At 61.8% G+C, this 23,871-nt stretch carries 21 protein-coding genes; 2 read left to right on the top strand and 19 right to left on the bottom strand.

Annotation, left to right across the window (positions count from 1 at the left end; genetic code table 11):
* Positions 1-109 precede the first annotated feature (109 nt).
* From dtd to hutC, 15 genes are all read right to left on the bottom strand, one after another.
* Positions 110-547, bottom strand: a complete 438-nt coding sequence (dtd, locus tag PSH86_RS02160) for a D-aminoacyl-tRNA deacylase (RefSeq protein WP_109752013.1) — start codon at positions 545-547, stop codon at positions 110-112.
* Complete coding sequence (pip, locus tag PSH86_RS02155; protein ID WP_003196909.1) at positions 544-1,515, bottom strand: prolyl aminopeptidase; 972 nt, start codon at positions 1,513-1,515, stop codon at positions 544-546. The genes dtd and pip overlap by 4 nt, the downstream gene beginning before the upstream one ends.
* 105 nt (positions 1,516-1,620) lie before the next feature.
* Positions 1,621-2,535: an alpha/beta hydrolase gene (locus PSH86_RS02150; protein ID WP_305487463.1), complete on the bottom strand. Its 915-nt coding sequence runs from the start codon at positions 2,533-2,535 to the stop codon at positions 1,621-1,623.
* A 161-nt stretch (positions 2,536-2,696) separates the two neighbouring features.
* Entirely contained in the window at positions 2,697-3,644 is a 948-nt protein-coding gene (locus tag PSH86_RS02145; RefSeq protein ID WP_305487460.1) for a choline ABC transporter substrate-binding protein, read from the bottom strand.
* A 297-nt stretch (positions 3,645-3,941) separates the two neighbouring features.
* Positions 3,942-4,745, bottom strand: a complete 804-nt coding sequence (gene hutG / locus PSH86_RS02140; protein WP_116833971.1) for an N-formylglutamate deformylase — start codon at positions 4,743-4,745, stop codon at positions 3,942-3,944.
* 11 nt (positions 4,746-4,756) lie between these two features.
* A complete protein-coding gene (gene hutI / locus PSH86_RS02135; protein WP_109752009.1) occupies positions 4,757-5,959 on the bottom strand; it encodes an imidazolonepropionase in 1,203 nt (400 codons plus the stop codon).
* A 102-nt stretch (positions 5,960-6,061) separates the two neighbouring features.
* On the bottom strand, positions 6,062-7,594 hold the full coding sequence (hutH, locus tag PSH86_RS02130) for a histidine ammonia-lyase (protein WP_109752008.1): 1,533 nt from the start codon (positions 7,592-7,594) through the stop codon (positions 6,062-6,064).
* A gap of 114 nt (positions 7,595-7,708) precedes the next feature.
* Positions 7,709-9,232, bottom strand: coding sequence for a histidine ammonia-lyase (gene hutH, locus PSH86_RS02125; RefSeq protein ID WP_232201465.1), 1,524 nt, complete (start codon positions 9,230-9,232; stop codon positions 7,709-7,711).
* A 171-nt stretch (positions 9,233-9,403) separates the two neighbouring features.
* Entirely contained in the window at positions 9,404-10,234 is an 831-nt protein-coding gene (locus PSH86_RS02120; RefSeq protein ID WP_050586211.1) for a glycine betaine/L-proline ABC transporter ATP-binding protein, read from the bottom strand.
* Positions 10,231-11,082, bottom strand: a complete 852-nt coding sequence (locus tag PSH86_RS02115) for a proline/glycine betaine ABC transporter permease (protein ID WP_109752006.1) — start codon at positions 11,080-11,082, stop codon at positions 10,231-10,233. Before PSH86_RS02115 ends, PSH86_RS02120 begins: the two co-directional genes overlap by 4 nt.
* A gap of 70 nt (positions 11,083-11,152) precedes the next feature.
* Positions 11,153-12,121, bottom strand: a complete 969-nt coding sequence (locus tag PSH86_RS02110) for an ABC transporter substrate-binding protein (protein ID WP_014336129.1) — start codon at positions 12,119-12,121, stop codon at positions 11,153-11,155.
* Positions 12,122-12,190: 69 nt separating this feature from the next.
* Positions 12,191-13,657, bottom strand: coding sequence for a cytosine permease (locus PSH86_RS02105; RefSeq protein WP_176688770.1), 1,467 nt, complete (start codon positions 13,655-13,657; stop codon positions 12,191-12,193).
* A 153-nt stretch (positions 13,658-13,810) separates the two neighbouring features.
* Complete coding sequence (gene hutU, locus PSH86_RS02100) at positions 13,811-15,499, bottom strand: urocanate hydratase (RefSeq protein WP_039592729.1); 1,689 nt, start codon at positions 15,497-15,499, stop codon at positions 13,811-13,813.
* Between the two features lie 459 nt (positions 15,500-15,958).
* On the bottom strand, positions 15,959-16,528 hold the full coding sequence (locus tag PSH86_RS02095) for a HutD family protein (protein ID WP_109752003.1): 570 nt from the start codon (positions 16,526-16,528) through the stop codon (positions 15,959-15,961).
* The gene (hutC, locus tag PSH86_RS02090) at positions 16,525-17,235 is read right to left on the bottom strand and encodes a histidine utilization repressor (protein ID WP_170845945.1); all 711 of its coding nucleotides are present in this window, start codon (positions 17,233-17,235) and stop codon (positions 16,525-16,527) included. The genes PSH86_RS02095 and hutC overlap by 4 nt, the downstream gene beginning before the upstream one ends.
* A 143-nt stretch (positions 17,236-17,378) precedes the next feature.
* Here hutC and PSH86_RS02085 point away from each other — a divergent pair, with 143 nt between their 5' ends.
* The gene (locus tag PSH86_RS02085; RefSeq protein WP_163855691.1) at positions 17,379-18,743 is read left to right on the top strand and encodes a formimidoylglutamate deiminase; all 1,365 of its coding nucleotides are present in this window, start codon (positions 17,379-17,381) and stop codon (positions 18,741-18,743) included.
* Between the two features lie 120 nt (positions 18,744-18,863).
* Here the strand turns inward: PSH86_RS02085 and PSH86_RS02080 are convergent, their stop codons facing one another.
* Both PSH86_RS02080 and PSH86_RS02075 read right to left on the bottom strand, forming a co-directional pair.
* Entirely contained in the window at positions 18,864-19,433 is a 570-nt protein-coding gene (locus PSH86_RS02080) for a lipocalin family protein (protein WP_109752001.1), read from the bottom strand.
* Positions 19,434-19,464: 31 nt separating this feature from the next.
* Complete coding sequence (locus PSH86_RS02075) at positions 19,465-19,719, bottom strand: lipoprotein (protein ID WP_018608002.1); 255 nt, start codon at positions 19,717-19,719, stop codon at positions 19,465-19,467.
* Positions 19,720-20,003: 284 nt separating this feature from the next.
* Here PSH86_RS02075 and PSH86_RS02070 point away from each other — a divergent pair, with 284 nt between their 5' ends.
* The gene (locus PSH86_RS02070) at positions 20,004-21,896 is read left to right on the top strand and encodes a methyl-accepting chemotaxis protein (protein WP_204334266.1); all 1,893 of its coding nucleotides are present in this window, start codon (positions 20,004-20,006) and stop codon (positions 21,894-21,896) included.
* A 123-nt stretch (positions 21,897-22,019) separates the two neighbouring features.
* Here PSH86_RS02070 and PSH86_RS02065 read toward each other — a convergent pair whose 3' ends face one another.
* Together PSH86_RS02065 and PSH86_RS02060 are read right to left on the bottom strand one after the other, a co-directional pair.
* Positions 22,020-22,616, bottom strand: a complete 597-nt coding sequence (locus PSH86_RS02065) for a DUF924 family protein (RefSeq protein WP_249015853.1) — start codon at positions 22,614-22,616, stop codon at positions 22,020-22,022.
* A gap of 3 nt (positions 22,617-22,619) precedes the next feature.
* Positions 22,620-23,630, bottom strand: a complete 1,011-nt coding sequence (locus PSH86_RS02060) for a class 1 fructose-bisphosphatase (RefSeq protein ID WP_116833968.1) — start codon at positions 23,628-23,630, stop codon at positions 22,620-22,622.
* Between the last annotated feature and the right edge of the window lie 241 nt (positions 23,631-23,871).

Genomic DNA, 23,871 nt, shown 5'->3' with positions numbered 1-23,871 from the left:
GCGATTATCTAGTAGCCCGCGTGACAACGCATCAGGGATAGCAAAGTATTTATCGAGAAAACTCCCCGTTTAGCCTCGAAACAGATCCGAAAAGATGTTTCAAACGCTTTCAGGCCTGTAACAGGAAGGTTACCGGGCCATCATTGACCAAATGCACTTGCATGTCGGCGCCGAATCTACCTGATGCCACAGTGCCATGCACCTGTTTCGCCCGGGTTAGCAAATAGTTGAACAACTCTTCTCCCAGGGCCGGAGGCGCGGCGGTCGAAAAACTCGGGCGCAAACCGCTTTTGGTGTCTGCCGCCAAGGTGAACTGCGACACCAGCAGCAACCCGCCACCGACATCCGCCAGGGACAGGTTCATCTTGCCGTCGGCGTCGCTGAACACTCGGTAGTTAAGCAGCTTATGCAGGAGCTTGTCGGCGCTGGCCCGGGTATCCCCGGGCTCGACGGCTACCAACACCAGCAAACCCTGATCCACCGCCCCGACGATCTCGCCTGATACTTCGACCCGTGCGCCGCGAACTCGTTGCAACAACCCCTTCATGCTTCTTCAGGCGGCAGGTCAAGCAAGCGCCGGGCCATTTGCGCCGCGGCGCGCACCAGGGCGTCGGTGATCCCTGGCTCCGAAGCGGCGTGGCCGGCGTCGCGAATCACCTGCAGTTCGCTGTTGGGCCAGTTCTGGTGCAGCTCCCAGGCATTGTCCAACGGGCAGATGACGTCGTAGCGACCATGCACGATGACACCCGGCAAATGGGCGATCTTGCCCATGTCGCGAATCAACTGGTTAGGCTCGAGGAAGGCATTGTTGGTGAAGTAGTGGCATTCGATCCGGGCGATCGACAGAGCCCGCTGCGGCTCGGAGAAGCGATCGACCACCAGCGGATTCGGACGCAGGGTCGCGGTGCGGCCCTCCCAGGTGGACCAGGCCTTGGCCGCGTGCATCTGGGCGATCTGGTCGTTGCCGGTCAGGCGCTTGTGGAAGGCGCTGAGCAGGTCGTCGCGCTCGTCCAATGGGATCGGTGCAATGTAATCCTGCCAGTAGTCGGGAAACAGGCGACTGGCGCCAGCCTGATAGAACCACTCGATTTCCTGCGGACGGCAGAGAAAGATCCCACGCAGGATCAGGCCATGCACCCGCTCCGGGTGGGTCTGGGCATAGGCCAGGGCCAGGGTCGAGCCCCAGGAGCCGCCAAACAGCACCCATTTTTCGATGCCCAGGTGCTTGCGGATACGCTCCAGGTCTTCGACCAGATCCCAGGTGGTGTTGTTCTCCAGGCTCGCGTGGGGGGTGGACCGACCGCAGCCGCGCTGGTCGAAGGTGACGATGCGGTACAGGTTCGGATCGAAGTAGCGGCGGCTCTGTGCATCGCAGCCAGCACCCGGGCCGCCGTGAATGAACACCACGGGCAGGCCTTCCGGGGAACCGCTTTCATCGACGTAGAGCGTGTGGGTGTCATCGACAGCCAGATCGTGCCGGGCATGGGGTTTGATCTGCGGGTACAAAGTCTGCATTGAGCGCTCCGTAAGGGGTCGAGTCATCCCTGTGGGGACTTCTATTTAGTCTGCCGTCCGGCATCATAAACCCGAATTACCTTAATGAGCATGCCCCCTGCGCAGTCAAAGCGTGTCAGCCAGGTACGCCAGCAGCGTGCGATACATCTGATCGACCTCCGGCACCAGACTCCGACCGCGCAGGCAACCATGGACCAACCCTTCGCCGACATACAACACGGCATCCACCCCTGCGGCGTTCAGCCGCTCGCTGTAAAGGACGCCATCGTCACGCAGCGGGTCCCACTGCGCCACGACGATCAACGCCGGCGGCAGCCCGCTCAGGTCATCAGCGAGCAATGGCATGGCGCCGGGCAACGGTGCGAGGCCGCCCAGGTAAAGCGCGTGATAGCTGTCCAGGTCGCGGCTGCTCAACAGCGGCGCATTGGCATGTTCGCGGCGCGACGGCAGAGGCGCTGGGCCAGCGAGCGCCGGGTAGATCAACACCTGGGAACGGGGCAACGGTTGCCCGGCATCGCGCAAGGCCAGGCATAACGCAGCGGCGAGATTGCCTCCGGCACTGTCACCGGCCACCAGCCGGCGACGCGGGTCGATGGCAAAGGGGGCGGCTGCCAGATGGCGCCACACGGCGAGGCAATCGTCCAAGCCTGCCGGAAACGGATGCTCTGGCGCCAGCCGATAATCCACGGCCACCACCAACGCGCCCAGGGCGGCAGCCAGTTCCATACAGATGAAGTCATGGGAGTCCAGGTCTCCCACCACCCAACCACCGCCGTGCATATAGAGGATGCACGGCCAGCCTGCGGGCGGCGCTGCGCGCCGTGGGTGATAAGCACGTACGCCCACACCGGCCCACTCGAAATCCTCGATGGCCAGCGTTGGCGGATATGGAGGGGTGAACGCCCGGCACATCTGACTGTAGGCCTGGCGCAAACCGGCGAGGCTGTCGTCCGGGCTGGTGAAGCTCAGGGTTTTGTCGATGAAGGCGGACATCTGTTCAGAGAGTGGATATGAGGCCATGAAGAACACCACCTATTGAAATGTGGGAGCAAGGCTTGCCCGCAATGGCAGCGGTACATCCAATAGTTATGTCGACTGATACATCGCTATCGCGGGCAAGCCTTGCTCCCACAGATAAATCACTCCACCACAGATGAATCACCCCGCCACAGCCAGGTAGGTCAATTCTTGAGACTGGCCTGCACCGCCGCCACGCCATCCTTGCCGTCGAAGCTGGTGACACCGGCCAGCCAGCGCTGAAGATCCTCGGGATGGTCACGCAGCCATTGCCGGGCGACGTCCTGGGGCGTCTTGCGTTCCATGATCGGCACCATCAACTGGCTTTCCTGGGCGGCGGTGAAGGTCAGGTTCTCCAGCAGGCGATTCACATTCGGGCAGCGCTGGGCGTAGTCCGGCGCAGTCACGGTGGAGACGGTCGCCGCGCCCTCGTTCGGGCCGTAGACGTCCTCACTGCCGGTCAGGTAGGTGATGTTCATGTTGATGTTCATCGGGTGCGGGGTCCAGCCGACGAAGACCACGAACTCCTTGCGATTCACCGCCCGTTGCACCGCGGCCAGCATGCCCGCCTCGCCGGATTCGATCAGCTTGAAGTCCTTGAGGCCGAAGTGGTTGGTTTCGATCATGGTCTTGATGGTGGTGTTGGCTCCACTGCCCGGCTCGATGCCGTAGATCTTGCCACCCAACTGATCCTTGAACCGGGCGATGTCGGCAAAGGTCTTGAGCCCCGCCACCGCCACATAGTCGGGTACCGCCAGGGTGGCTTGGGCATCGGCCAGGCTCGGTTTGTCCAACACCTTCACCTGGTTGGCCGCCAGGAACGGGGCGATGTTCTTGTCCATCGCCGGTTTCCAGTAGCCCAGGAAGATATCGAGGCGCTTGTCGCGGATGCCGGCGAAGATGATCTGTTGCACCGCGCTGGTCTGCTTGCTTTCGTAGCCCAGGCCCGTGAGCAGTACATCGGCCATGCCGCTGGTGGCGATCACATCGGTCCAGTTGACCACGCCCATGCGCACGGTCTGGCACGACGCTGGCTCGGCGGCCATGGCCCCGCCGCTCAGGATGGCGGTACCGCAGAGGATCGACAGACAGCGTTTGAACAGTCTTTTCATCGGGAAGGTCTCGTGCGGCAGCGATTATTGTAGGTCGGTGTCTTGGTGCACCGTGACCGGAACATTACGCAGCGTCGAGGGGCTGAAGATGAACTGTGGCGACGCGGTTTTGCACGGTGGCGACCGTTCCCCTCCGAGGTTCAAGGACAACACAACCCTGTGGCGAGGGGATCTGTGGGAGCAAGGCTTGCCCGCGATGAAGACACCGCGGTTCCCCTGAAACCGAGGCGCCTGTATCGCGAGCAAGCTTTGCTCCCACAGATGACTCCCCTCGCCACAGAGGAATCGCGCAGGTGTTTATTTTTTGTAAGCCTGCTGCCCCCACGCCAGCAAACCTTCCAGCAATTGCTTGAGCACCACCTGGGTCGGTTCCGCCAAGTCCGCGCGGTAGTTGAACGGTTCGAACTCTTCCATGTAGGTGCTCTGGCACAGCTCCAGTTGCACCGCGTGGATGTCTTCGGTCGGGTTGCCATAGTGCCGGGTGATGTGTCCGCCCTTGAATCGCCCGTTGAGCACATGAGTGAATTGATCGTGGCGGGCACAGATGGCTTCGAGCTGGCTGGCCAGGGTCGGGTCGCAACTGACGCCGTTGAACGTGCCAAGGTTGAAATCCGGCAGTTTGCCGTCGAACAGGTGCGGGATCACCGAGCGGATCGAATGGGCATCGAACAGCAAGGCATAGCCGAATTCGGCCTTGAGCCGCGCCAGTTCCTGCTGCAGCGCCTGGTGATAAGGCATCCAGACCTGTTGCAGATAAGTCGCCCGCTCCTCGGCCGACGGCTCCAAGCCTTCGCGAAACAATGGCACGCCATCGAACAACGTCGCCGGGTACAAACCGGTGGTGGCGCCAACGTACATCGGCTTGTCATCGGAGGGTCGGTTCAGGTCGATGACGAACCGCGAGTACTCCGCGGCCAGGGTGCTGGCGCCCAGCTCGGCGGCAAATTCGTAGAGCCTTGGGATGTGCCAGTCGGTATCCGGCAGGCTTTGCGCCTCGGGGATCAACCCGGCCTGTACCGCCGGGGTCAGGCGCAGGCCGGCGTGGGGCATGCTGATCAACAGCGGCACGCGCCCTTGCTTGAAATTCAGGACCTTCTCCACAACCGTTCTCCTCAATCGATTTCAACGCCGTGACGCACGACGCGCTTTTCCAGATCGCCACCAAGCCAGTACGCCAGGTCGGCCGGGCGGTCGATGTGCCAGGCGACAAAATCCGCCGCCTTGCCGGCTTCCAGCGAACCGTGGGTGTCCGCCATGCCCAAGGCCTGGGCGGCATGAATGGTCACCCCGGCCAGGGCTTCTTCCGGGGTCATGCGAAAACAGGTGCAGGCCATGTTCAACATCAAGCGCAGCGACAGCGCCGGCGAGGTGCCGGGGTTGAGGTCGCTGGCCACGGCGATCTTCACGCCGTGCTTGCGCAGGGCGTCCATGGGCGGCAGCTGGGTTTCGCGCAGGAAATAAAACGCCCCCGGCAGCAGCACCGCCACCGTGCCGGCCTCGGCCATGGCCTTGGCATCGTCTTCGGTCATGAACTCCAGGTGATCGGCCGACAGCGCCTGGTAACGCGCCGCCAGGCTTGAACCGTGCAGGGACGACAATTGCTCGGCGTGCAGCTTCACTGGCAGCCCCAGTTGCTGCGCTGCGATAAACACCCGCTCGACTTGCGCTGGGGAAAACGCCAGGTATTCGCAGAAGGCATCCACCGCATCCACCAAGCCTTCGGCTGCCAGGGCCGGCAGCATCTCGGTGCAGATGTGCTCGATGTAGTCATCGGCGCGATCTTTGTATTCCGGTGGCAAGGCGTGGGCCGCCAGACAGGTGCTGCGCACGCTGACCGGCAGTTCGGCACCGAGACGGCGGATGACCCGCAGGATCTTGCGTTCGCTGGCCAGGTCCAGGCCGTAGCCGGATTTGATTTCCACCGTGGTCACGCCGTCGCGCATCAAGCTTTGCAGGCGCTTGGCGGCACTGGCGAACAACTCTTCTTCGCTGGCGGCGCGAGTGGCGCGCACGGTGCTGGCGATGCCACCGCCGGCCGCCGCGATTTCGGCGTAGCTGACACCTTGCAGGCGCTGTTCGAATTCACCACTGCGGTTGCCACCAAACACTGTGTGGGTGTGGCAGTCGATCAGCCCCGGGGTGACCCAGGCGCCCTTGAGATCGTTGACCGCCGGGTAGTCACCCGTCGGCAATTCGGCACGCGGGCCGATCCATTGGATGTGCCCGCCCTGGGTGACGATGGCGGCGTCTTCGATGATCGAGTAGACGCCCTGGGCCATGGTCGCGGCGTGGCAGTTTTGCCAGAGGGTTTTCATCCCGAGTCTCCTCGTCTCATTCAAAATCGATTCGCGAGCAGGCTCACTCCCACAAGGATTGCGCTGAACCTTGTGGGAGCGAGCCTGCTCGCGATGAGGCCCTTACAGGCTCGGCAGCAATTGCGCCGTGACCAGTTCATTCAGGCAACGACTGGCCAACAACTCGCTCGCCGCGTTGATGTCCGGCGCAAAGAACCGGTCCTTCTCATAAAACGGCACTTCTGCGCGCAACAGGCTGCGAGCCTGTTCCAGCTTCGCGGAGGTCTTCAAACCACCGCGCAGGTCCAACCCCTGGCAAGCCGCCAGCCATTCCACCGCGAGAATCCCGCGAGTGTTCTCGGCCATTTCCCACAGGCGCTTGCCAGCGGCCGGGGCCATGGAAACGTGGTCTTCCTGGTTGGCCGAGGTCGGCAGGCTGTCTACCGAATGAGGATGGGACAGCGCCTTGTTTTCACTGGCCAGGGCGGCAGCGGTGACCTGGGCGATCATGAAGCCCGAGTTCACCCCACCATTGGCCACCAGGAACGGCGGCAGTTGCGACATGTGCTTGTCCATCATCAACGAAATACGCCGCTCGCTCAGGGAGCCGATTTCGGCGATCGCCAAGGCCATGTTGTCGGCAGCCATCGCCACCGGTTCGGCGTGGAAGTTGCCACCGGAAATCACGTCACCCTCGGCGGCGAACACCAGCGGGTTGTCCGACACCGCGTTGGCCTCGATCACCAGCACTTCGGCGGCCTGGCGGAACTGGGTCAGGCAGGCGCCCATCACTTGCGGCTGGCAGCGCAGGGAGTAGGGGTCCTGGACCTTGTCGCAGTTCTGGTGCGAATCGGAGACTTCGCTACGTTCGCCCAACAGGTCGCGGTAGGCAGCGGCGGCATCGATCTGGCCTTTCTGGCCGCGGGCGGCATGAATGCGCGCGTCGAATGGCGAACGCGAGCCGAGCACCGCTTCCACCGTCAGGCTGCCCAGGGCCAGGGCACCGGCGAACAGGTCTTCGCCTTCGAACAGGCCACGCAGGGCAAACGCGGTGGACACCTGAGTGCCGTTGAGCAGCGCCAGGCCTTCTTTCGCCGCCAGGGTCAGCGGCGCAAGGCCGGCCACTTTCAGCGCTTCGACAGCCGGCAGCCATTCGCCCTTGTAGCGGGCCTTACCCTCGCCCAGCAACACCAGGGACATGTGGGCCAGTGGTGCCAGGTCGCCGGAAGCGCCGACCGAGCCTTTCAGCGGAATGTGCGGATAGACCTCGGCATTGATCAGCGCAATCAGCGCATCGATCACCTGCCGGCGGATCCCGGAAAAGCCCCGGCTGAGGCTGTTGACCTTGAGCACCATGACCAGCCGAACCAACGCATCGCTGATCGGCTCGCCCACCCCGGCGGCATGGGACAGCACCAGGGAGCGCTGCAGGTTTTCCAGGTCTTCGCTGGCGATGCGGGTCGAGGCCAGCAAGCCGAAACCGGTGTTGATGCCGTAGGCGGTGCGGTTCTCGGCCAGGATCTGTTCAACGCAGGCGACACTGGCTTCGATCTGCGCCGACGCGCTGGCGTCGAGGCTCAGGGTCACGGGTTGCTGATAGATGTCACGCAATTGAGCCAAGCTCAATTGGCCGGGAATCAGGTTTAAGGCAGTCATGTATTGCTCCTTTTGAGAGTTTTGTTTTCACCCGCCAGTCGCTCCGGAATGTTCCGTTATCCGTCACCCTCGCCTTTTGGGCGATGGGTGCCTTGGCACGCTGGCGGTTTTTGATCAGTTCAAATTCGGTAAAGCGTTGTGCAGCACGGCTGGATCTTTAAGCAGCGCGGCGGCGCTGGCGATGTCCGGCGCCAGCCAGCGGTCCTGGTCGTAGGCCGGGACATGCTCGCGCAGCAGTTTCCACGCAACGTCGGTGCCGGCACCGAAGCGTTGCGTCTTGAGAAACTCAAAGGCCTGGGCCGCCAGCAGGTATTCGATGGCGAGGATCTGCGTGCAGTTTTCCAACGCCCGATGCAGCTTCAGGGCGGCGTTGGTGCCCATGCTCAAGTGATCCTCTTGCAGCCCTGAAGTGACGAAGTTGTCGAGCACCGCCGGTTGCGCCAGTTGCTTGTTCTCGGCGCACAGCGACGCGGCGACGTATTGCACGATCATCATCCCCGAATTCACCCCGGGGTTGGCCACCAGGAATGCCGGCAGGCCGCTGACATGGGGGTTGATCAAACGGTCGAGGCGGCGCTCGGCGATGGAGCCGATTTCGGCCATGGCAATCGCCAGCAGATCCGCCGCCAACGCCACCGACTGGCCGTGGGGGTTGGCCTGGGACATGACGCGGAAGTTTTCCGGCGTGCCCAGCAGCAGCGGGTTATCGGTGGTGGCGTTGAGTTCGGTTTCGATCTGTTTACGGGCATGCTCCAACTGATCGCGAGCGGCTCCGTGCACTTGGGGAATCGAGCGGATACTCAAGGCGTCCTGGGTGCGAATGCCCAGGCTCGCGGCGATGACTTCGCTGCCGTCGAGCAAGGCCCGCAAGTTGCCCCCGACTTGCTGCATGCCCGGGTGCGGCTTGAGGGCGATGATCTCGGCATCGAACGCTGCGATCTGCCCGCGCTGGGCCTCGAAGCTCATGGCACCGATCACATCGGCCCATTGCAGCAGGCGCGTCGCATCGGCGAGAGCCAGGCAGCTCAGACCGGTCATGCACGGTGTGCCGTTGACCAGGCACAAACCGTCCTTGGCCCCCAGTTGCACCGGTTGCAGGCCTTCGGCAGCCAGGGCCTGTTGCGCCGGGACTGTTTGCCCGCGATAGCTGACATTGCCCACGCCCAGCAGCGCGATGCTGATGTGGGCCATGTGGGTCAGGTAGCCCACCGAACCTTGGGAGGGCACTTGCGGTGTGATGCCACGATTGAGCAACGCCAGCAGCGCTTCGACCACCCGACGATGAATGCCGGACTTGCCCTGGCTGTAGTTGAGGATGGCGGCGCAGAGAATCGCCCGGGTCTGCTCATCGGAAAGCGGCGCGCCGACACCACAGGCATGGCTGAGCAGGGTGTTGCGTGACAGTTGGCTGAGTTGTTCGTCCTTGAGCGAGACATTGCACAAGGCTCCCAGGCCGGTGTTGACGCCGTAGGCACGCTCACCGCTTTCGACGATGCGCTGGACAATGGCCTGGGCATTGTCGATCCGTGCCCAGGCCTGGGCCGACAGCTCGAGCACAGCGCCGAAGCGGGCGACGGCGACCACGTCCTGCCAGCGCAACGGGGCATCGGCGATTACGATTTTTTCAGCCTGGGACATCTTCAACCTCATGAAAAATTCATTTCAGCATCACATCTGCTTAAGGCATAGCCTCTGTGGCGAGGGAGCTTGCTCCCGCTGGACTGCGCAGCAGGCCCAAAAGAAGCGGCCGCTGCGCGCCCGAGCGGGAGCAAGCTCCCTCGCCACAAAAGCGCGCCGACCACCACAACCTCAAACCACCGCCGCCCTGCGCTGCACGAACCGATCGACATACTCATCCGCCGGCGAGTGCAGGATCTCGCGCGGCGTGCCGACCTGGATCAGTTTGCCGTCCTTGAGAATCGCGATGCGGTTGCCGATGCGCACGGCCTCGTCGAGGTCGTGGGTGATGAACACAATGGTCTTGTGCAGGGTCTTTTGCAGCTCCAGCAACTGGTCCTGCATTTCCGCGCGGATCAGCGGGTCGAGGGCGCTGAAGGCTTCGTCCATCAGGATGATGTCGGTGTCCGCCGCCAAGGCACGGGCCAGGCCCACGCGCTGGCGCATGCCGCCGGAGAGCTGGTGCGGGTACTTGTTCTCATAGCCCTTCAGGCCCACGGTGTTGATCCAGTGCAGCGCTCGCTCAGCGCACACCTGCTTGCTCTCGCCGCGCACTTTCAAGCCGTAGGCGACGTTGTCCAGCACGCTCTTGTGGGGCAGCAGGCCGAAGCTCTGGAACACCATGCTGATCTTGTGCCGGCGAAACTCGCGCAGGGCGTCCATGTCCAGTTGCAGGATGTCTTCACCGTCCACCAGGATCGCCCCACTGGTAGGATCGATCAGCCGGTTGAAGTGCCGCACCAACGTGGACTTGCCGGAGCCGGACAGGCCCATGATCACGAAGATCTCACCGGTGCCGATACTCAGCGATAAGTCGTTCACGCCGACCACGCAACCGGTTTCGGCCAGTACCTGGTCCTTGGTCTTGTTCTGGCGGATCAGCTCCAGGGCTTCCTTGGAGCGATTGCCGAAAATCTTGAAGACGTTCTTGACTTCGATCTTGCTGATGGCTGCGTTGCTCATTTGCTCACCTCGTGCCGAGGACGACCATAGGCCTGGGTAATGCGGTCGATGACCACGGCGAGAATCACGATGGCCAGCCCCGCTTCGAGGCCGCGTCCGACGTTGAGGGTCTGGATGCCCACCAGCACGTCTTCACCCAGGCCTCGGGCGCCGATCATCGAAGCGATGACGACCATCGACAGGGCCATCATGGTGGTCTGGTTGATCCCGGCCATGATGCTCGGCAGGGCCAGGGGCAGTTGCACGCCGAACAGCTGTTGCCAGCGATTGGCGCCAAACGCGTTGATGGCTTCCATCACTTCGCCGTCCACTTGGCGAATGCCCAGGTCGGTCAGGCGAATCAATGGCGGCGCGGCATAGATCACCGTGGCGAAAATCGCCGGGACCTTGCCCAGGCCGAACAGCATCAACACCGGAATCAGGTACACGAAGCTCGGCATGGTCTGCATGATGTCCAGCAGCGGCATCAGCACCGAACGCAGGCGATTGCTGCGCGCCGAGAGGATGCCCAGCGGGATGCCGATCAACACCGAGATCAGCGTCGCCACCAGCATCAGGGCGAGGGTCTGCATCAGTTTGTCCCACAGGCCCACCGCCCCCACCAGGAACAACAGGCCGACGATGACCGCCGTGGCCACGACCTTGCGGGTGGCGTGCCAGGCAACGCCGCCGACGATGGCCAGCATCAGCCACCAGGGCGCCATGCGCAGCAGGCCTTCGAGGTTGACGATGGCCCACAGCAGGGTGTCGGAGATGTGCCGGAACACATCGCCATAGTTGGTCACCAGGGAGTCAACCCAACCGTTGACCCAGTCGGCGATGGAGAAGGTAAAGCTTTCGGGAAACATAAGAGACTCTCGATCAAGTGGATGCGGTGAACGTCCCGGCCAGCCCTACGACTGGCCGGGGGTATTCGACCTACAGAGCCGCGTCGATTTTCTTGGCAGCGTCTTCGCTTACCCAGGCGTGCCAGACTTCAGGATGTTCCTTCAGGAAGATCTTCGCCAGTTTTGGCGACTCGATCCGCTCCTTGGCCATGCGTCCGAGGTTCTGGTTCAGGATGTCGATGGGCAGGTTGACCTTTTCCAGCACGGCCACCAGTTCCGGTGCTTCGTCATGGAAGGTCTTGGACAGGCCGACCTTGATGCTCACGCTCTTATCCACGCCCGGTTTTTCTTCCAGTTTCACCAGATCCACCTGGCCCATCAGCGGCGTTGGCGACCAGTAGTAGAACAGGATCGGTTCGCCACGCTTGTAGCTCGACAGCACCGCCGCATCCAGCGCCGGGCCAGTGCCGGGGCGGAAGTTGGTGTAGGTTTTTTCCAGGCCATAGCTCTTCAGCATTTCGCTGTTGTCCAGCTCGCAGGTCCAGCCGGCCGGGCAGTTGTAGAAACGGCCCTTGGACGGTTCTTCCGGATCCTTGAACACGGCGGCGTACTGCCCCAGGTCGGCGATGTTCTTCAGGCCTGGCGCCTTGGCTTCGAGCTTGCGCTTGGCATCGCCTTCCACCACGTAGCGCGGCACGTACCAACCTTCGATGGCGCCTACGACCGGGGCACCGACACCGACCACTTTGCCGGCCTTCTCGGCCTTGTTCCAGACTTCGCTGCGGCCGACCCACTCTTCGGCAAACACCTGGATGTCGTTGCTGCTCAGGGCGTTTTCCATGGTGATGGAGTTGCCTGGCAGGCTGTCGGTCTTGCAGTCGTAGCCTTTTTCCAGCACCACTTGCAGGACGTCGGTCAGCAGCATGCCACTTTCCCAGTTCAGGCCGGCGAACTTCACCGGTTTGCCCGACTCGCACCAACCCGCCGCTTGCGTGGCGCCGGCACTGGCCAGCAGGCCCATGGAAAGCAATGTGGTCAGCAGGGTCTTGTTCGATTTCATTGTGTGACGCTCCTAATCAGTGAATTGGCTTACGGCAGTCAAGAGGCATCCAGCCCTGTCAACGTCCCATCAGACCGCTTGAACGCGGCCCGCCCTGCTCGGTTGTGCGTCAACCGTGTCCTGCTCGACCGGCAGGATCAATTGATCGGGTACAGCGCTATGCCACTTCTTGGCGGCGAGGTAATACAGCACCGCCGGGACCACCAGACCGATGATCCAGGAAATATCCACACCCCCCATCGCTCCCACCAGCGGACCGGTATAGAACTTGGTGGCAATGAACGGCAATTGAATCAGTACACCTACCGCATAGATGCTGATACCGAGGGCGTTCCAGCGACCGTAGCGACCGTTCGGGTCAGCCAGTGCCGGCACGTCATAGCGCTCGCGAGTGATGCAGTAGTAGTCCACCAGGTTGATCGCGCTCCACGGCGTAAAGAACGCCAGCAAGAACAGGATGAAGGACTTGAACGCACCGAGGAACGAGTGCTGGCCGAGCAGCGCGATCAGGGTCGCGGCGCCGACGATGACCAGCACGAAGACCAGGCGCTGCAAGCGCGTGACGTTCAGGTGCCCACGAAAACCGCTGATGATGGTGGCAATGCACATGAAGCTGCCGTAGGAGTTCAGCGTGGAGATGGTGACCTTGCCGAACGCGATGCTGAAGTACAGCAGCGCAGCGGTGGCGCCGGTCCCCCCCAGGCCAACGATGTAGGCCACTTCGTGACCTGCGAACTGCCCGTTGGCCGAGGCGGCGGCAAACACGCCGAGAATCATCGCTACCTGCGCACCGATGACTGAACCGGCGCCTGCGGCAAAAAAGGTTTTCACCGAGGACGTCTTGCTCGGCAGGTAACGCGAATAGTCCGCCACGTAGGGGCCGAAGGCGATCTGCCAGGATGCCGCAAGCGACACCGCCAGCAGGAAGCTGCTCCAGCTGAAATGGCGGATTTGCAGGAGTGCGCCAACGTCTGTCTGGCTAATCAGGCGAGCGAACAGGTAAACAAAGGCAATCACGCCAAGGATGCTGGCGACACGACCAATGAAGTGAATCACCCGATAACCGAGCACCGTGACCAGCACGATGACACTGGCGAAAATGAGGATGCCGACACTGTCGCTGACGCCGAACAACTGGCCCAGCGCCTGGCCGGAAAGCACGGTTCCGGTTGCGGTGAAACCCAGGTACATCAGGCACACCAGCACGATCGGGATGGCCGCGCCGTAGACACCGAACTGCACCCGGCTGGAGATCATCTGCGGCAGGCCAAGCTTGGGTCCTTGTGCGGCATGCAACGCCATCACGCCACCGCCGAGCAGTTGGCCGATCAGCAAACCGATCAACGACCAGAACACGTCACCGCCCAGCACCACCGCCAATGCGCCGGTGACAATGGCAGTGATTTGCAGGTTGGCCCCCATCCAGAGAGTGAACTGGCTCAACAACCGACCGTGCCGCTCCGCTTCCGGGATGTAGTCGATCGAACGTTTCTCGATCAACGGCTTGCTGCTTGCGCGTGTGCTACTGACAGCCATGGTTCAACCTCTGGTGGATTGTTCTGGAATTCATTGGCGCTGCAATTTCCATGTGGGAGCGAGCCTGCTCGCGATTGCGATCTATCAGCCGACACCTGAATTGAATGTGCTGACGTCATCGCGAGCAGGCTCGCTCCTACAGGGGAATTTGCATTATTTGCCGGTGATCATCGGCAGGTTCAGCCCCTGTTCTTTCGCGCAGTCGATAGCGATCTGGTAACCGGCATCGGCATGGCGCATCACCCCGGTACCCGGGTCGTTATGCAGCACACGAGCAATGCGCTCGGCCGCTTCGTCGGTACCGTCGCAGACGATCACCATGCCCGAATGCTGGGAGAAGCCCATGCCGACGCCGCCACCGTGGTGCAGCGAAACCCAGGTCGCGCCGCTGGCGGTGTTGAGCAAGGCGTTGAGCAGCGGCCAGTCGGAGACCGCGTCGGAACCGTCCTGCATGGATTCGGTTTCACGGTTGGGGCTGGCCACGGAACCGGAGTCCAGATGGTCGCGACCAATCACGATAGGGGCCGACAATTCGCCGCTGCGCACCATCTCGTTGAAGGCCAGGCCCAACTTGGCGCGCTGGCCCAGGCCAACCCAGCAGATACGTGCCGGCAAGCCCTGGAAGCTGATGCGCTCGCGGGCCATGTCCAGCCAGTTGTGCAAATGAGCGTCGTCGGGAATCAGTTCCTTGACCTTGGCGTCGGTCTTGTAGATGTCCTGCGGATCACCCGACAGCGCGGCCCAACGGAACGGGCCGATGCCACGGCAGAACAGCGGACGGATGTAGGCCGGGACGAAGCCTGGGAAATCGAAGGCATTTTCGACGCCTTCTTCCTGGGCCATCTGACGGATGTTGTTGCCGTAGTCGAAGGTCGGCACGCCCATTTTCTGGAAAGCCAGCATGGCTTTGACGTGGACGGCCATCGATTGCTTGGCGGCCTTCACCACGGCGGCGGGTTCGGTCTTGGCGCGGGCGCGGTATTCGTCCCAGGTCCACCCGGCCGGCAGGTAGCCGTTGAGTGGGTCGTGGGCGCTGGTCTGGTCGGTGACCATGTCCGGGCGCACGCCACGACGGACCATTTCCGGCAGGATTTCAGCGGCGTTCCCACACAGCGCGATGGAAATCGCCTTGCCTTCGGCGGTGTACTTCTCGATACGGGCCAGGGCGTCGTCGAGGTCTTTGGCCTGCTCGTCGACGTAACGGGTCTTGAGGCGGAAATCGATGCTGACCTGCTGGCATTCGATGTTCAGCGAGCAAGCACCGGCCAGGGTCGCGGCCAATGGTTGTGCGCCGCCCATGCCGCCCAGGCCGGCGGTGAGGACCCAGCGGCCCTTGAGGTTGGAGTCGTAATGTTGGCGACCAGCCTCGACGAAGGTTTCGTAGGTGCCCTGGACGATGCCCTGGCTGCCGATGTAGATCCAGCTGCCGGCGGTCATCTGGCCGTACATGGCCAGGCCCTTGGCGTCGAGTTCGTTGAAGTGTTCCCAACTGGCCCAGTGCGGCACCAGGTTGGAGTTGGCGATCAGGACGCGAGGCGCATTGCTGTGGGTCTTGAACACGCCCACCGGCTTGCCGGATTGCACCAGCAGGGTTTCGTCGTCGTTCAGGTTGGTCAGGCTTTCGACGATCTTGTCGTAGCACTCCCAGTTGCGCGCCGCGCGGCCGATGCCACCGTAGACCACCAGTTCCTTGGGGTTCTCGGCCACTTCCGGGTCGAGGTTGTTCATCAACATACGCAGCGGCGCTTCAGTCAGCCAGCTCTTGGCGGTCAGCGTGTTACCGCGAGGCGCGCGGATTTCAACGTCACGGTATTTTTCGGGTTTGCGGGTAGCGTCGGTCACAGCAAAAACTCCTCAGCGATCAATCCAGACCAGCCCGGGCAGTGGGCAGCGATTTCTACGAACGTTGCGTTGAATATCGGTGACTCATACGCATACGTCTTTACTTGTATGTACAAGCATATGCAATCAAGCGGCCAACTTGTTGGAGGCGGTGTTCAGGAACGGTCGGGGAATTGGCTGAAAGCCTTGTGACTTAAGGGCTGCTGAGCTGCATGAAATTTTTTAAGAGGGTTTTCGAGGGGAAAATCGGCGAGGCACAAAAGCGTGGTATTGCGCCACGCTGGGGCATTCGGTAACAAGTTGGTGCGTACAGAAACAGCAGGCTGGTACCTTGTGGCGAGGGGATTTATCTGTGGGAGCAAGGCTTGCCCGCGACGCAGGCGACTCGATTTTCTGGCAGACCGCATCGCCTGCATCGCGGGCAAGCCTTGCTCCCACAGGGTACTCAAGAAGCTGAAATTAGTGGGCCGTCAACTCGATCACGCAGCACTGGCCGTGGCTGGAGATGTCCAGCAGCCCGGTGTTACCGCTCAATTGCAGGCAGTCGTAGAGGCCCAGGTTGATGGCGGACTCGCCAATCTTGATCGCCAATCCCGGGGCCGCGCTGAACACCAGCACCGTCCCTGCCTCGCTGAAAAACCGCTGTTGGCCCCCCATCCACTGCAACCGCGCGCGGTAACGCTGCGGTGCATAGATCAGGTTGAAGTCACGGATCGGTCCGCCCAGCAACGTGCAAAAGACATGACTTTCGCCGCTGAACGCAAAGGGGTCCAGCGGATGCAATGGCCGCGTAACCTGGCCATCGACGTTCAGTGTCATGCCGTCACCCTGCAAGACGCTGATGATCCGCTCGTAACCGGTGAATGTAGAAAAACCGCCCGACTCAGCGATATCGGCAATCGACAGACGCCAGCCAAAACCCTCCAGGCCGGTTCCGGCATCGCGAGTGATTTCCTCGGTGCTGCCGCCGCCGTTTTTCCATGGCATGCGTGGATAATCCGCAGCGCGTAAAACCTTCAAGTCACTCATTTATGAAACCGTCCTTCCAGACTATGACGCGAGCCCGGGTGGATCAGGCGTGCGGCGGTCACCGGCTGGCGTCCGGACCAGGTACGACGGCGGATCAACAGGCACGGCTCGCCCCTTTCGATCTGCAGCAGCTTGCATTCGCTCGGCTCGGCCAGGATCGCCTCGACCACATGCTCGCCCTCGGTCAGCGGTGCGACCTGGTTCAGATAGGCGTAGGGCGTTTGTACGGTGAAATCCTGCTTGAGGTAGTCCGGCGCCACCAATGCGTTGACGAAACGGTCCTCGATTTGCACGGGAATGTCGTTCTCGAAATGCACGATCAGCGAATGGAAGACCTTCTGGCCTTCACGCATGTCCAGGGCCAGCGCACGCTCGGAACCGGCCGCCTCTTCTTCGAGGGTGATGACCTTGCAGGTGTGGCGATGACCACGGGAGGCGATTTCGTCGGCGATGTTATGCACTTCGAACAGCGCGGACTGGCTCTTGGGCTCGGCCACGAACGTGCCGACGCCCTGCATGCGCACCAACAGGCCATCAGCGGTCATTTCCCGCAGGGCACGGTTGATGGTCATGCGGCTGAAACCCAACTGGCTGACCAGTTCGCTTTCCGACGGCACACGGTAGTGCGGCGGCCAGTTTCCACTGTCGATCTGCTGGGTGATCATCTGTTTGACGCGGGCGTACAAGGGCGCCGGACTGTCACCCATGTTTGCGGCCAGCGGCGGTTTGGCAGGCGGAGTCGGCACGGCGGTTCCCTGTTCTGCGGATAAGGTTGCTAGCTTGCCGGAGTTTACCGGCCAGGCAAACGTCTGTATATGTATATACAAATTACGCACAATGAGGTTGAACCATGTCCGCCTTCTTTGCCGAACGCGCGCTGCTGCCTAATGGATGGGCCAATGATGTACGTCTTGAGGTCGACGCCGAGGGCGTGCTGACCCATATCCAGGCCGGCTCCCATGCAGACGGTGCCGAACGGCTGGGTGGTCCGCTGTTGCCGGGCATGCCGAACCTGCACTCCCACGCCTTCCAACGGGCCATGGCCGGGCTGGCGGAAGTGGCCGGCAATCCCAACGACAGTTTCTGGACCTGGCGCGACTTGATGTATCGCCTCGTCGGAAAAATCAGCCCCGATCAACTCGGCATCATCGCCCGCCAGCTGTACATCGAAATGCTCAAGGCCGGCTACACCTCGGTCGCCGAATTCCACTATGTGCACCACGACACCGACGGCACGCCCTACGCCGACCCGGCGGAGCTGGCCTTGCGCATCAGCCACGCCGCCAGCGCCGTCGGCATTGGCCTGACGCTGCTGCCGGTGCTCTACAGTCATTCCGGTTTTGGCGGCCAGGCGCCCAATGATGGGCAGCGTCGGTTCATCAACAGCAGCGAAAACTACCTGAAGCTTCAGTCACGCTTGCAGCCGGTCCTGGCCGGACAACCGTCCCAGACCCTGGGTTTGTGCTTCCACTCGTTGCGCGCCGTGACACCCGGGCAGATCCAGGATGTGCTGGCCGCCAGCGACCGTGAGTGCCCGGTGCATATCCACATCGCCGAGCAGCAGAAGGAAGTCGACGACTGCCTGAGCTGGAGCGGCGCCCGCCCGCTGCAATGGCTGTACGAAAACACCGAAGTCGACCAACGCTGGTGCCTGGTCCACGCCACCCATGCCAACGCCGAGGAAGTCAGCCTCATGGCCAAGAGTCGGGCGATTGCCGGCCTGTGCCTGACCACCGAAGCCAACCTGGGGGACGGGATTTTCCCCGCCGTGGATTTCCTCGCCCAGGGTGGGCGCCTGGGTATCGGTTCCGACAGTCATGTGTCGTTGAGCGTGGTGGAAGAACTGCGCTGGCTGGAATACGGCCAGCGCCTGCGGGACCAACGGCGTAACCGTTTGTATCGTGCGGATCAGCCGATGGTCGGCCGCACGCTGTTTGACGCGGCGCTGGAAGGCGGTGCCCAGGCCCTGGGGCAACCGGTGGGCGCCCTGGCAATCGGCAAGCGCGCCGACTGGCTGGTGCTCGATGGCAACGACCCGTACCTGGCCACGACCCAGGGCGACGGGATCCTCAATCGCTGGCTGTTTGCCGGCGGGGATCGTCAGGTGCGCGATGTGATGGTCGGCGGCCAATGGGTCGTGCGCGATGGGCGTCATGCCGGCGAAGAGGAAAGCGCCCGGGCGTTTACCCAGGTGCTGCGCGAACTGCTGGGCTAACGCGGATAAAAATGTGGGAGCGGGCTTGCTCGCGAATGCGGTGTGACAGCCGACATCTATGTGTCTGATACACCGTATTCGCGAGCAAGCCCGCTCCCACATTGTGGTCCCAGGCGTCGATCAATCCGAAGTCTTGGCCATCTGCCGATCCGACGCTCGCCAGATCAACCGTGTCGTGTCGTAGCCCTGCTGGCGCGCGATGCTCAGCAGTTCCTCGCGCACGACGCTATTGACGGTCGGCGTACGGGACAGCAGCCACATGTAGCGACGGCTCGGGTCGCCAACGATAGCGGTCTTATAGTCATCGCTGACGTACAACACCCAGTATTGCCCTTTCGCCACGCCCGGCACGATCCGCGAAAACCAGTTGTCGAATTCGACCCAGAGCTTGTCGGTCTTGCCCGGCACCTGGGGCGTGGCGGTGCCCCTGGCTTCTTCCCACTGCCAGTCCGAGGTCAGGCAGCGATTGAGCACACCCATGTTGCCGTCTGGCTTGAGGGTGTAGTGAGCTTCCGATTGCGCGCAATTGCGCTGGAAATACATGGGCAGGCGGGCCAACTCATACCAGGTCCCTTGGTAACGCTTGAGATTGACGCTGTTGACCGTCTTGGGTGCCAACGGATCTTCGCCAGAAGTGGCACAGCCAGCCAAAACCAGGCCAGCCAAAAGCACAAAAACTAACCGCATCATTATTTTTCTCCCGTGGGCCCATGGCCCCGGTTTACTTCAGGCCTTGGCCGGAAAACATCAACACTTTGTCACCGGCGTACTGCACGCTGATAAAGCTTTTCTGGTCGCCCCAGGTGCAGCTGGACATGCCGAGCGCGCCTGAACAATCGGTCGGTTTCCCCAGCAACGTTTCGACTTCGGACTTGGGCATGCCAGCCGACAGTTTCGAGTAGTTTTCCTGGTTGACCTTGCTGCATGCGGTCAACACGACGCACATAAACAGCAGGGCGATAGATCGCAGCGACATGGTGTAACTCCTGAAGCGGAAGGGAGGTGGCAGGGTGCCAACCTGATCCTTAGAAGAGAAAACCCCTATCTGGTTCCCTGACGCCCCCAGTATTTATTGGCTGTACAGAGGTGTTTCATCGGTGAATCAATCGATTTGTGACAGCGTCGTACCTTTCGTCGGGATTGGGCCCTTGACGCCTGATGGGCCGGGCTTTTGCGCCGATAAAAAGTAACGGCGCAAAATCCTGCGTTATGGCAAATTGACAGCCCGTCCTGACTCATCCCCCCGCGGTAGTGTTATTAATGACCAGAAACATGAAATTCAGCCATAAAATCCTGTTGGCTGCCGCCCTTGTGGTGGCCATTGCTTTCGCCTGTTTCATCCTGTTCAACGACTATCGTCAACGCCAGAGCCTGCACGCCAGCACCGAGACTTCCATGCAGGAACTCGGCAGCCTGACCAGCCGTAACATCCAGACGTGGGTCGAAGGTCGCATCCAGTTGCTGCAATCGCTGGCCCAGCAGATCGCCGTGGACGGCAGCGGCGCCGACAGCCTCAAGCGCGCCGTGGGCTTGCCGGCCTACACCAGCAACTTCCAGCTCAGCTATTTTGGCGGCACCGACGGTGTGATGTTCTCGGTACCGGCCGGCAATCGTGCCGCCGATTACGACCCCCGCGCCCGTGGCTGGTACAAGGCCGCCAACAGCGCACAACAAACCATCGTCACCGAACCCTATATCGCCGCTTCGTCGGGCAAGCTGGTGATCACCGTCGCCACTCCGGTGCAGCACCAGAACCAGATGATCGGCGTGGCCGGTGCGGACATCGACCTGTCCAGCATCAGCGCCATCATCAACTCGCTGAACTTCGGCGGCCACGGCCACGCGTTCATCGTCAGCGCCGACGGCAAGATCCTGATCCACCCCGACAGCAAGCGCGTGCTCAAGACCCTGGCCGAGGCCTACCCCAACGGCGCGCCGCAAATCAGCCCCGGCGTGAAAGAAGTCGACCTCGACGGCAAGACCCAGTTCATCTCCTTCACCCACGTCAACGGTGTGCCGGGCGCCGACTGGTACGTGGCGCTGGTGCTCGACAAGGACACCGCGCTGGCGATGCTCAGCGAGTTCCGTACTTCGGCACTGATCGCCATGGTCATTGCCGTGGTGTTCATCATCGCCCTGCTTGGCATGTTGATCCGCGTGCTGATGCAACCGCTGCTGACCATGGGCCGCGCGATGCATGACATCGCCGAGGGCGAAGGCGACCTGACCCGGCGCCTGATCATCCACGGCCACGATGAATTCGGCGCCCTGGGGACTTCGTTCAACCGCTTTGTCGAGCGTATCCATACCTCGATCCGCGAAGTGGCCTCGGCCACCGGCCAAGTCAACGAAGTCGCCCTGCGTGTGGTCAGTGCGTCCAACTCGTCGATGTTCAACTCCGACCAGCAGGCTTCGCGCACCAGCAGCGTCGCCGCGGCCATCAACCAACTCGGTGCCGCCGCCCAGGAGATCGCCCAGAACGCCGCCCTCGCCTCGCAGCACTCCAGCGATGCCCGCAGCCTGGCCGAAGACGGCCAGCAAGTGGTGGATAAAACCATCGCCGCCATGCAGCAGTTGTCAGCCAAGATCAGCGATTCGTGCGGCAACATCGAAACCCTGAACAGCAACACGGTGAACATCGGCCAGATCCTGGAGGTGATCACCAGCATTTCCCAGCAGACCAACCTGCTCGCCCTGAACGCCGCCATCGAAGCCGCCCGGGCTGGTGAAGCCGGACGCGGCTTCGCGGTGGTCGCCGATGAAGTGCGCAACCTGGCCCACCGGACCCAGGACTCGGCGCAGCAAGTGCAGAAGATGATCGAGGAACTGCAAGTCGGCGCCCGGGAAGCGGTGCTGACCATGACCGACAGCCAGCGCCAGAGCGAAAGCAGCGTCGGCATCGCCAACCAGGCCGGCGAACGCCTGGGCAGCGTGACCCAGCGCATCGGTGAAATCGACGGCATGAACCAGTCCGTGGCCACCGCCACCGAAGAACAGACCGCCGTGGTGGAGTCGATCAACGTCGACATCACCGAGATCAACACCCTGAACCAGGAAGGCGTGGAAAACCTGCAGGCTACCTTGCGCGCCTGTGCCGACCTTGAACAGCAGGCGGCGCGGTTGAAGCAGTTGGTGGGGAGTTTCCGGATCTAACGCTCTCAAGGGCCCCATCGCGAGCAGGCTCGCTCCCACAGTTGACCGAGTTCCTTCAGGGAAACACGATCGACTGTGGGAGCGGGCTTGCTCGCGAAAGCGGCATCAGCCTTACAGAAAAAATCAGAACCTGGACCCAGGCCTGTTCAAGAACTCGATTTCCTCAGCCGTGGACTCGCGCCTCAACACCGCATTGCGATGAGGAAAGCGTCCAAACCGGGCAATGATCTTCTGATGCCGTTCGGCATAATCCAGGTTGTCTTCAAACACCGCCCGCTGCGCCTCAGGCTGCTCCCGCACCAGATCGATAAACCGTGACACGGCTTCGTTCTGCACTGCGAGGTTTTCGCAGTGTTCCAGTACCAGGTAGATGAACACGCGCTGGATCGGCTTGAGTTGCCGGTCAAAACCCGCCGCCAGGCCCTGGGCCACCAGCGCTTGGGCACGCAGGTCACCGGAAAAAGCCTTGGGAGTGTCGCGAAAGATCATTCGCGGGAGCTGATCGAGTAGCAGCACCAGGGCCAGCCAACCTTCCGGGCGTTGCGCCCAGTCGGTCAATCCACCGGCCAGTGCCTGCTCGACCAGATCGCCGAAGCGCTCACGCGCCTGGCGATCATGACCTTTGCCAAACCACAGCTTGCCCTTGTCAGCCGATATTTCGTCTGGCGTGTCGGCTGAGCCAAACCACCAATCGAGCAACGACTGCCAGGGCTCGGCCATGCCTTATTCCTTGTGGTAGGCCGTGACGCGGGCGACTTCTTCCTTCGAACCGAGGAACACCGCCACACGCTCGTGCAGGCCTTCAGGCTGGATGTCGAGGATACGCTGGTGACCGTTGGTAGAAGCGCCACCCGCCTGCTCCACCAGGAACGACATCGGGTTGGCTTCGTACATCAGGCGCAGCTTGCCCGGCTTGGACGGCTCACGGCTGTCGCGCGGGTACATGAACAGACCGCCACGGGTCAGGATCCGGTGCACATCGGCAACCATCGCGGCAACCCAACGCATGTTGTAGTTCTTCTTCAGCGGACCTTCCTCGCCTGCCAGCAACTCTTCAACGTAGCGTTTTACCGGAGCTTCCCAGTGACGCTGGTTGGACATGTTGATGGCGAATTCCTGGGTGGTTTCAGGAATGGTGATGTCTTCGTGGGTCAGGACGAAGCTGCCCATCTCGCGGTCCAGGGTGAAACCCTTGACGCCGTCGCCCAGGGTCAGCACCAGCATGGTCTGCGGGCCGTAGATGGCATAACCGGCGGCGACCTGCTGGGTGCCTGGTTGCAGGAAGGCCTTTTCATTCAGGGCTTCGTTCTGGCTCAGGTATTCGTTCGGGCAACGCAGTACCGAGAAGATGGTGCCGACCGGGGCGTTGATGTCGATGTTCGACGAACCGTCCAGTGGGTCGAACACCAGCAGGTAGGCACCCTTGGGGTATTTGCCCGGGATCTGGTAGGCATTGTCCATTTCCTCGGACGCCATGCCGGCCAGGTGACCGCCCCATTCGTTGGCTTCGAGCAGGATTTCGTTGGACAGCACGTCGAGCTTCTTCTGCACTTCGCCCTGTACGTTTTCAGTGCCCATGCTGCCCAGGACACCACCCAGCGCGCCTTTGGAAACGGCGTGGCTGATCTCCTTGCACGCACGCGCCACCACTTCGATCAAAAAGCGCAGATCGGCAGGGGTGTTGTTGCTGCGGGTCTGCTCAATCAAATAGCGACTCAAGGTAACGCGGGACATGGACGGCTCCGAAGAATAGGGGGCGGAAAAACCAGCGCAGTTTAGCGCGAGTCGGGACTTAATTCCTCCTATGAGACGGGATATGGAGGATTGAGTTCACGGGCTGGCGCCTCGCTTGGGTATTTCTGTTGATTGAGAGGACGCTATCGCGAGCAGGCTTGCTCCCACATTTGATCTTCTGCGGACACAATTTTGTATACGACATAAATCCAGTGTGGGAGCGAGCCTGCTCGCGATGGGT

It is taken from the genome of Pseudomonas sp. FP2300 (assembly GCF_030687595.1).
Classification (GTDB): Bacteria; Pseudomonadota; Gammaproteobacteria; order Pseudomonadales; family Pseudomonadaceae; genus Aquipseudomonas; species Aquipseudomonas bijieensis.
The sequence above is the reverse complement of the archived record's forward strand: the minus strand, read 5'-3'. Positions and strand labels throughout refer to the sequence as shown.

What these genes read in the sequence shown, in the direction of transcription:
- dtd (WP_109752013.1), bottom strand. Translation starts at nt 547, where the DNA reads ATGAAGGGGTTGTTGCAACGAGTTCGCGGCGCACGGGTCGAAGTATCA.
- pip (WP_003196909.1), bottom strand. Translation starts at nt 1,515, where the DNA reads ATGCAGACTTTGTACCCGCAGATCAAACCCCATGCCCGGCACGATCTG.
- PSH86_RS02150 (WP_305487463.1), bottom strand. Translation starts at nt 2,535, where the DNA reads ATGGCCTCATATCCACTCTCTGAACAGATGTCCGCCTTCATCGACAAA.
- PSH86_RS02145 (WP_305487460.1), bottom strand. Translation starts at nt 3,644, where the DNA reads ATGAAAAGACTGTTCAAACGCTGTCTGTCGATCCTCTGCGGTACCGCC.
- hutI (WP_109752009.1), bottom strand. Translation starts at nt 5,959, where the DNA reads ATGAAAACCCTCTGGCAAAACTGCCACGCCGCGACCATGGCCCAGGGC.
- hutH (WP_109752008.1), bottom strand. Translation starts at nt 7,594, where the DNA reads ATGACTGCCTTAAACCTGATTCCCGGCCAATTGAGCTTGGCTCAATTG.
- hutH (WP_232201465.1), bottom strand. Translation starts at nt 9,232, where the DNA reads ATGTCCCAGGCTGAAAAAATCGTAATCGCCGATGCCCCGTTGCGCTGG.
- PSH86_RS02120 (WP_050586211.1), bottom strand. Translation starts at nt 10,234, where the DNA reads ATGAGCAACGCAGCCATCAGCAAGATCGAAGTCAAGAACGTCTTCAAG.
- PSH86_RS02115 (WP_109752006.1), bottom strand. Translation starts at nt 11,082, where the DNA reads ATGTTTCCCGAAAGCTTTACCTTCTCCATCGCCGACTGGGTCAACGGT.
- PSH86_RS02110 (WP_014336129.1), bottom strand. Translation starts at nt 12,121, where the DNA reads ATGAAATCGAACAAGACCCTGCTGACCACATTGCTTTCCATGGGCCTG.
- PSH86_RS02105 (WP_176688770.1), bottom strand. Translation starts at nt 13,657, where the DNA reads ATGGCTGTCAGTAGCACACGCGCAAGCAGCAAGCCGTTGATCGAGAAA.
- PSH86_RS02095 (WP_109752003.1), bottom strand. Translation starts at nt 16,528, where the DNA reads ATGAGTGACTTGAAGGTTTTACGCGCTGCGGATTATCCACGCATGCCA.
- hutC (WP_170845945.1), bottom strand. Translation starts at nt 17,235, where the DNA reads ATGGGTGACAGTCCGGCGCCCTTGTACGCCCGCGTCAAACAGATGATC.
- PSH86_RS02085 (WP_163855691.1), top strand. Translation starts at nt 17,379, where the DNA reads ATGTCCGCCTTCTTTGCCGAACGCGCGCTGCTGCCTAATGGATGGGCC.
- PSH86_RS02080 (WP_109752001.1), bottom strand. Translation starts at nt 19,433, where the DNA reads ATGATGCGGTTAGTTTTTGTGCTTTTGGCTGGCCTGGTTTTGGCTGGC.
- PSH86_RS02075 (WP_018608002.1), bottom strand. Translation starts at nt 19,719, where the DNA reads ATGTCGCTGCGATCTATCGCCCTGCTGTTTATGTGCGTCGTGTTGACC.
- PSH86_RS02070 (WP_204334266.1), top strand. Translation starts at nt 20,004, where the DNA reads ATGACCAGAAACATGAAATTCAGCCATAAAATCCTGTTGGCTGCCGCC.
- PSH86_RS02065 (WP_249015853.1), bottom strand. Translation starts at nt 22,616, where the DNA reads ATGGCCGAGCCCTGGCAGTCGTTGCTCGATTGGTGGTTTGGCTCAGCC.
- PSH86_RS02060 (WP_116833968.1), bottom strand. Translation starts at nt 23,630, where the DNA reads ATGTCCCGCGTTACCTTGAGTCGCTATTTGATTGAGCAGACCCGCAGC.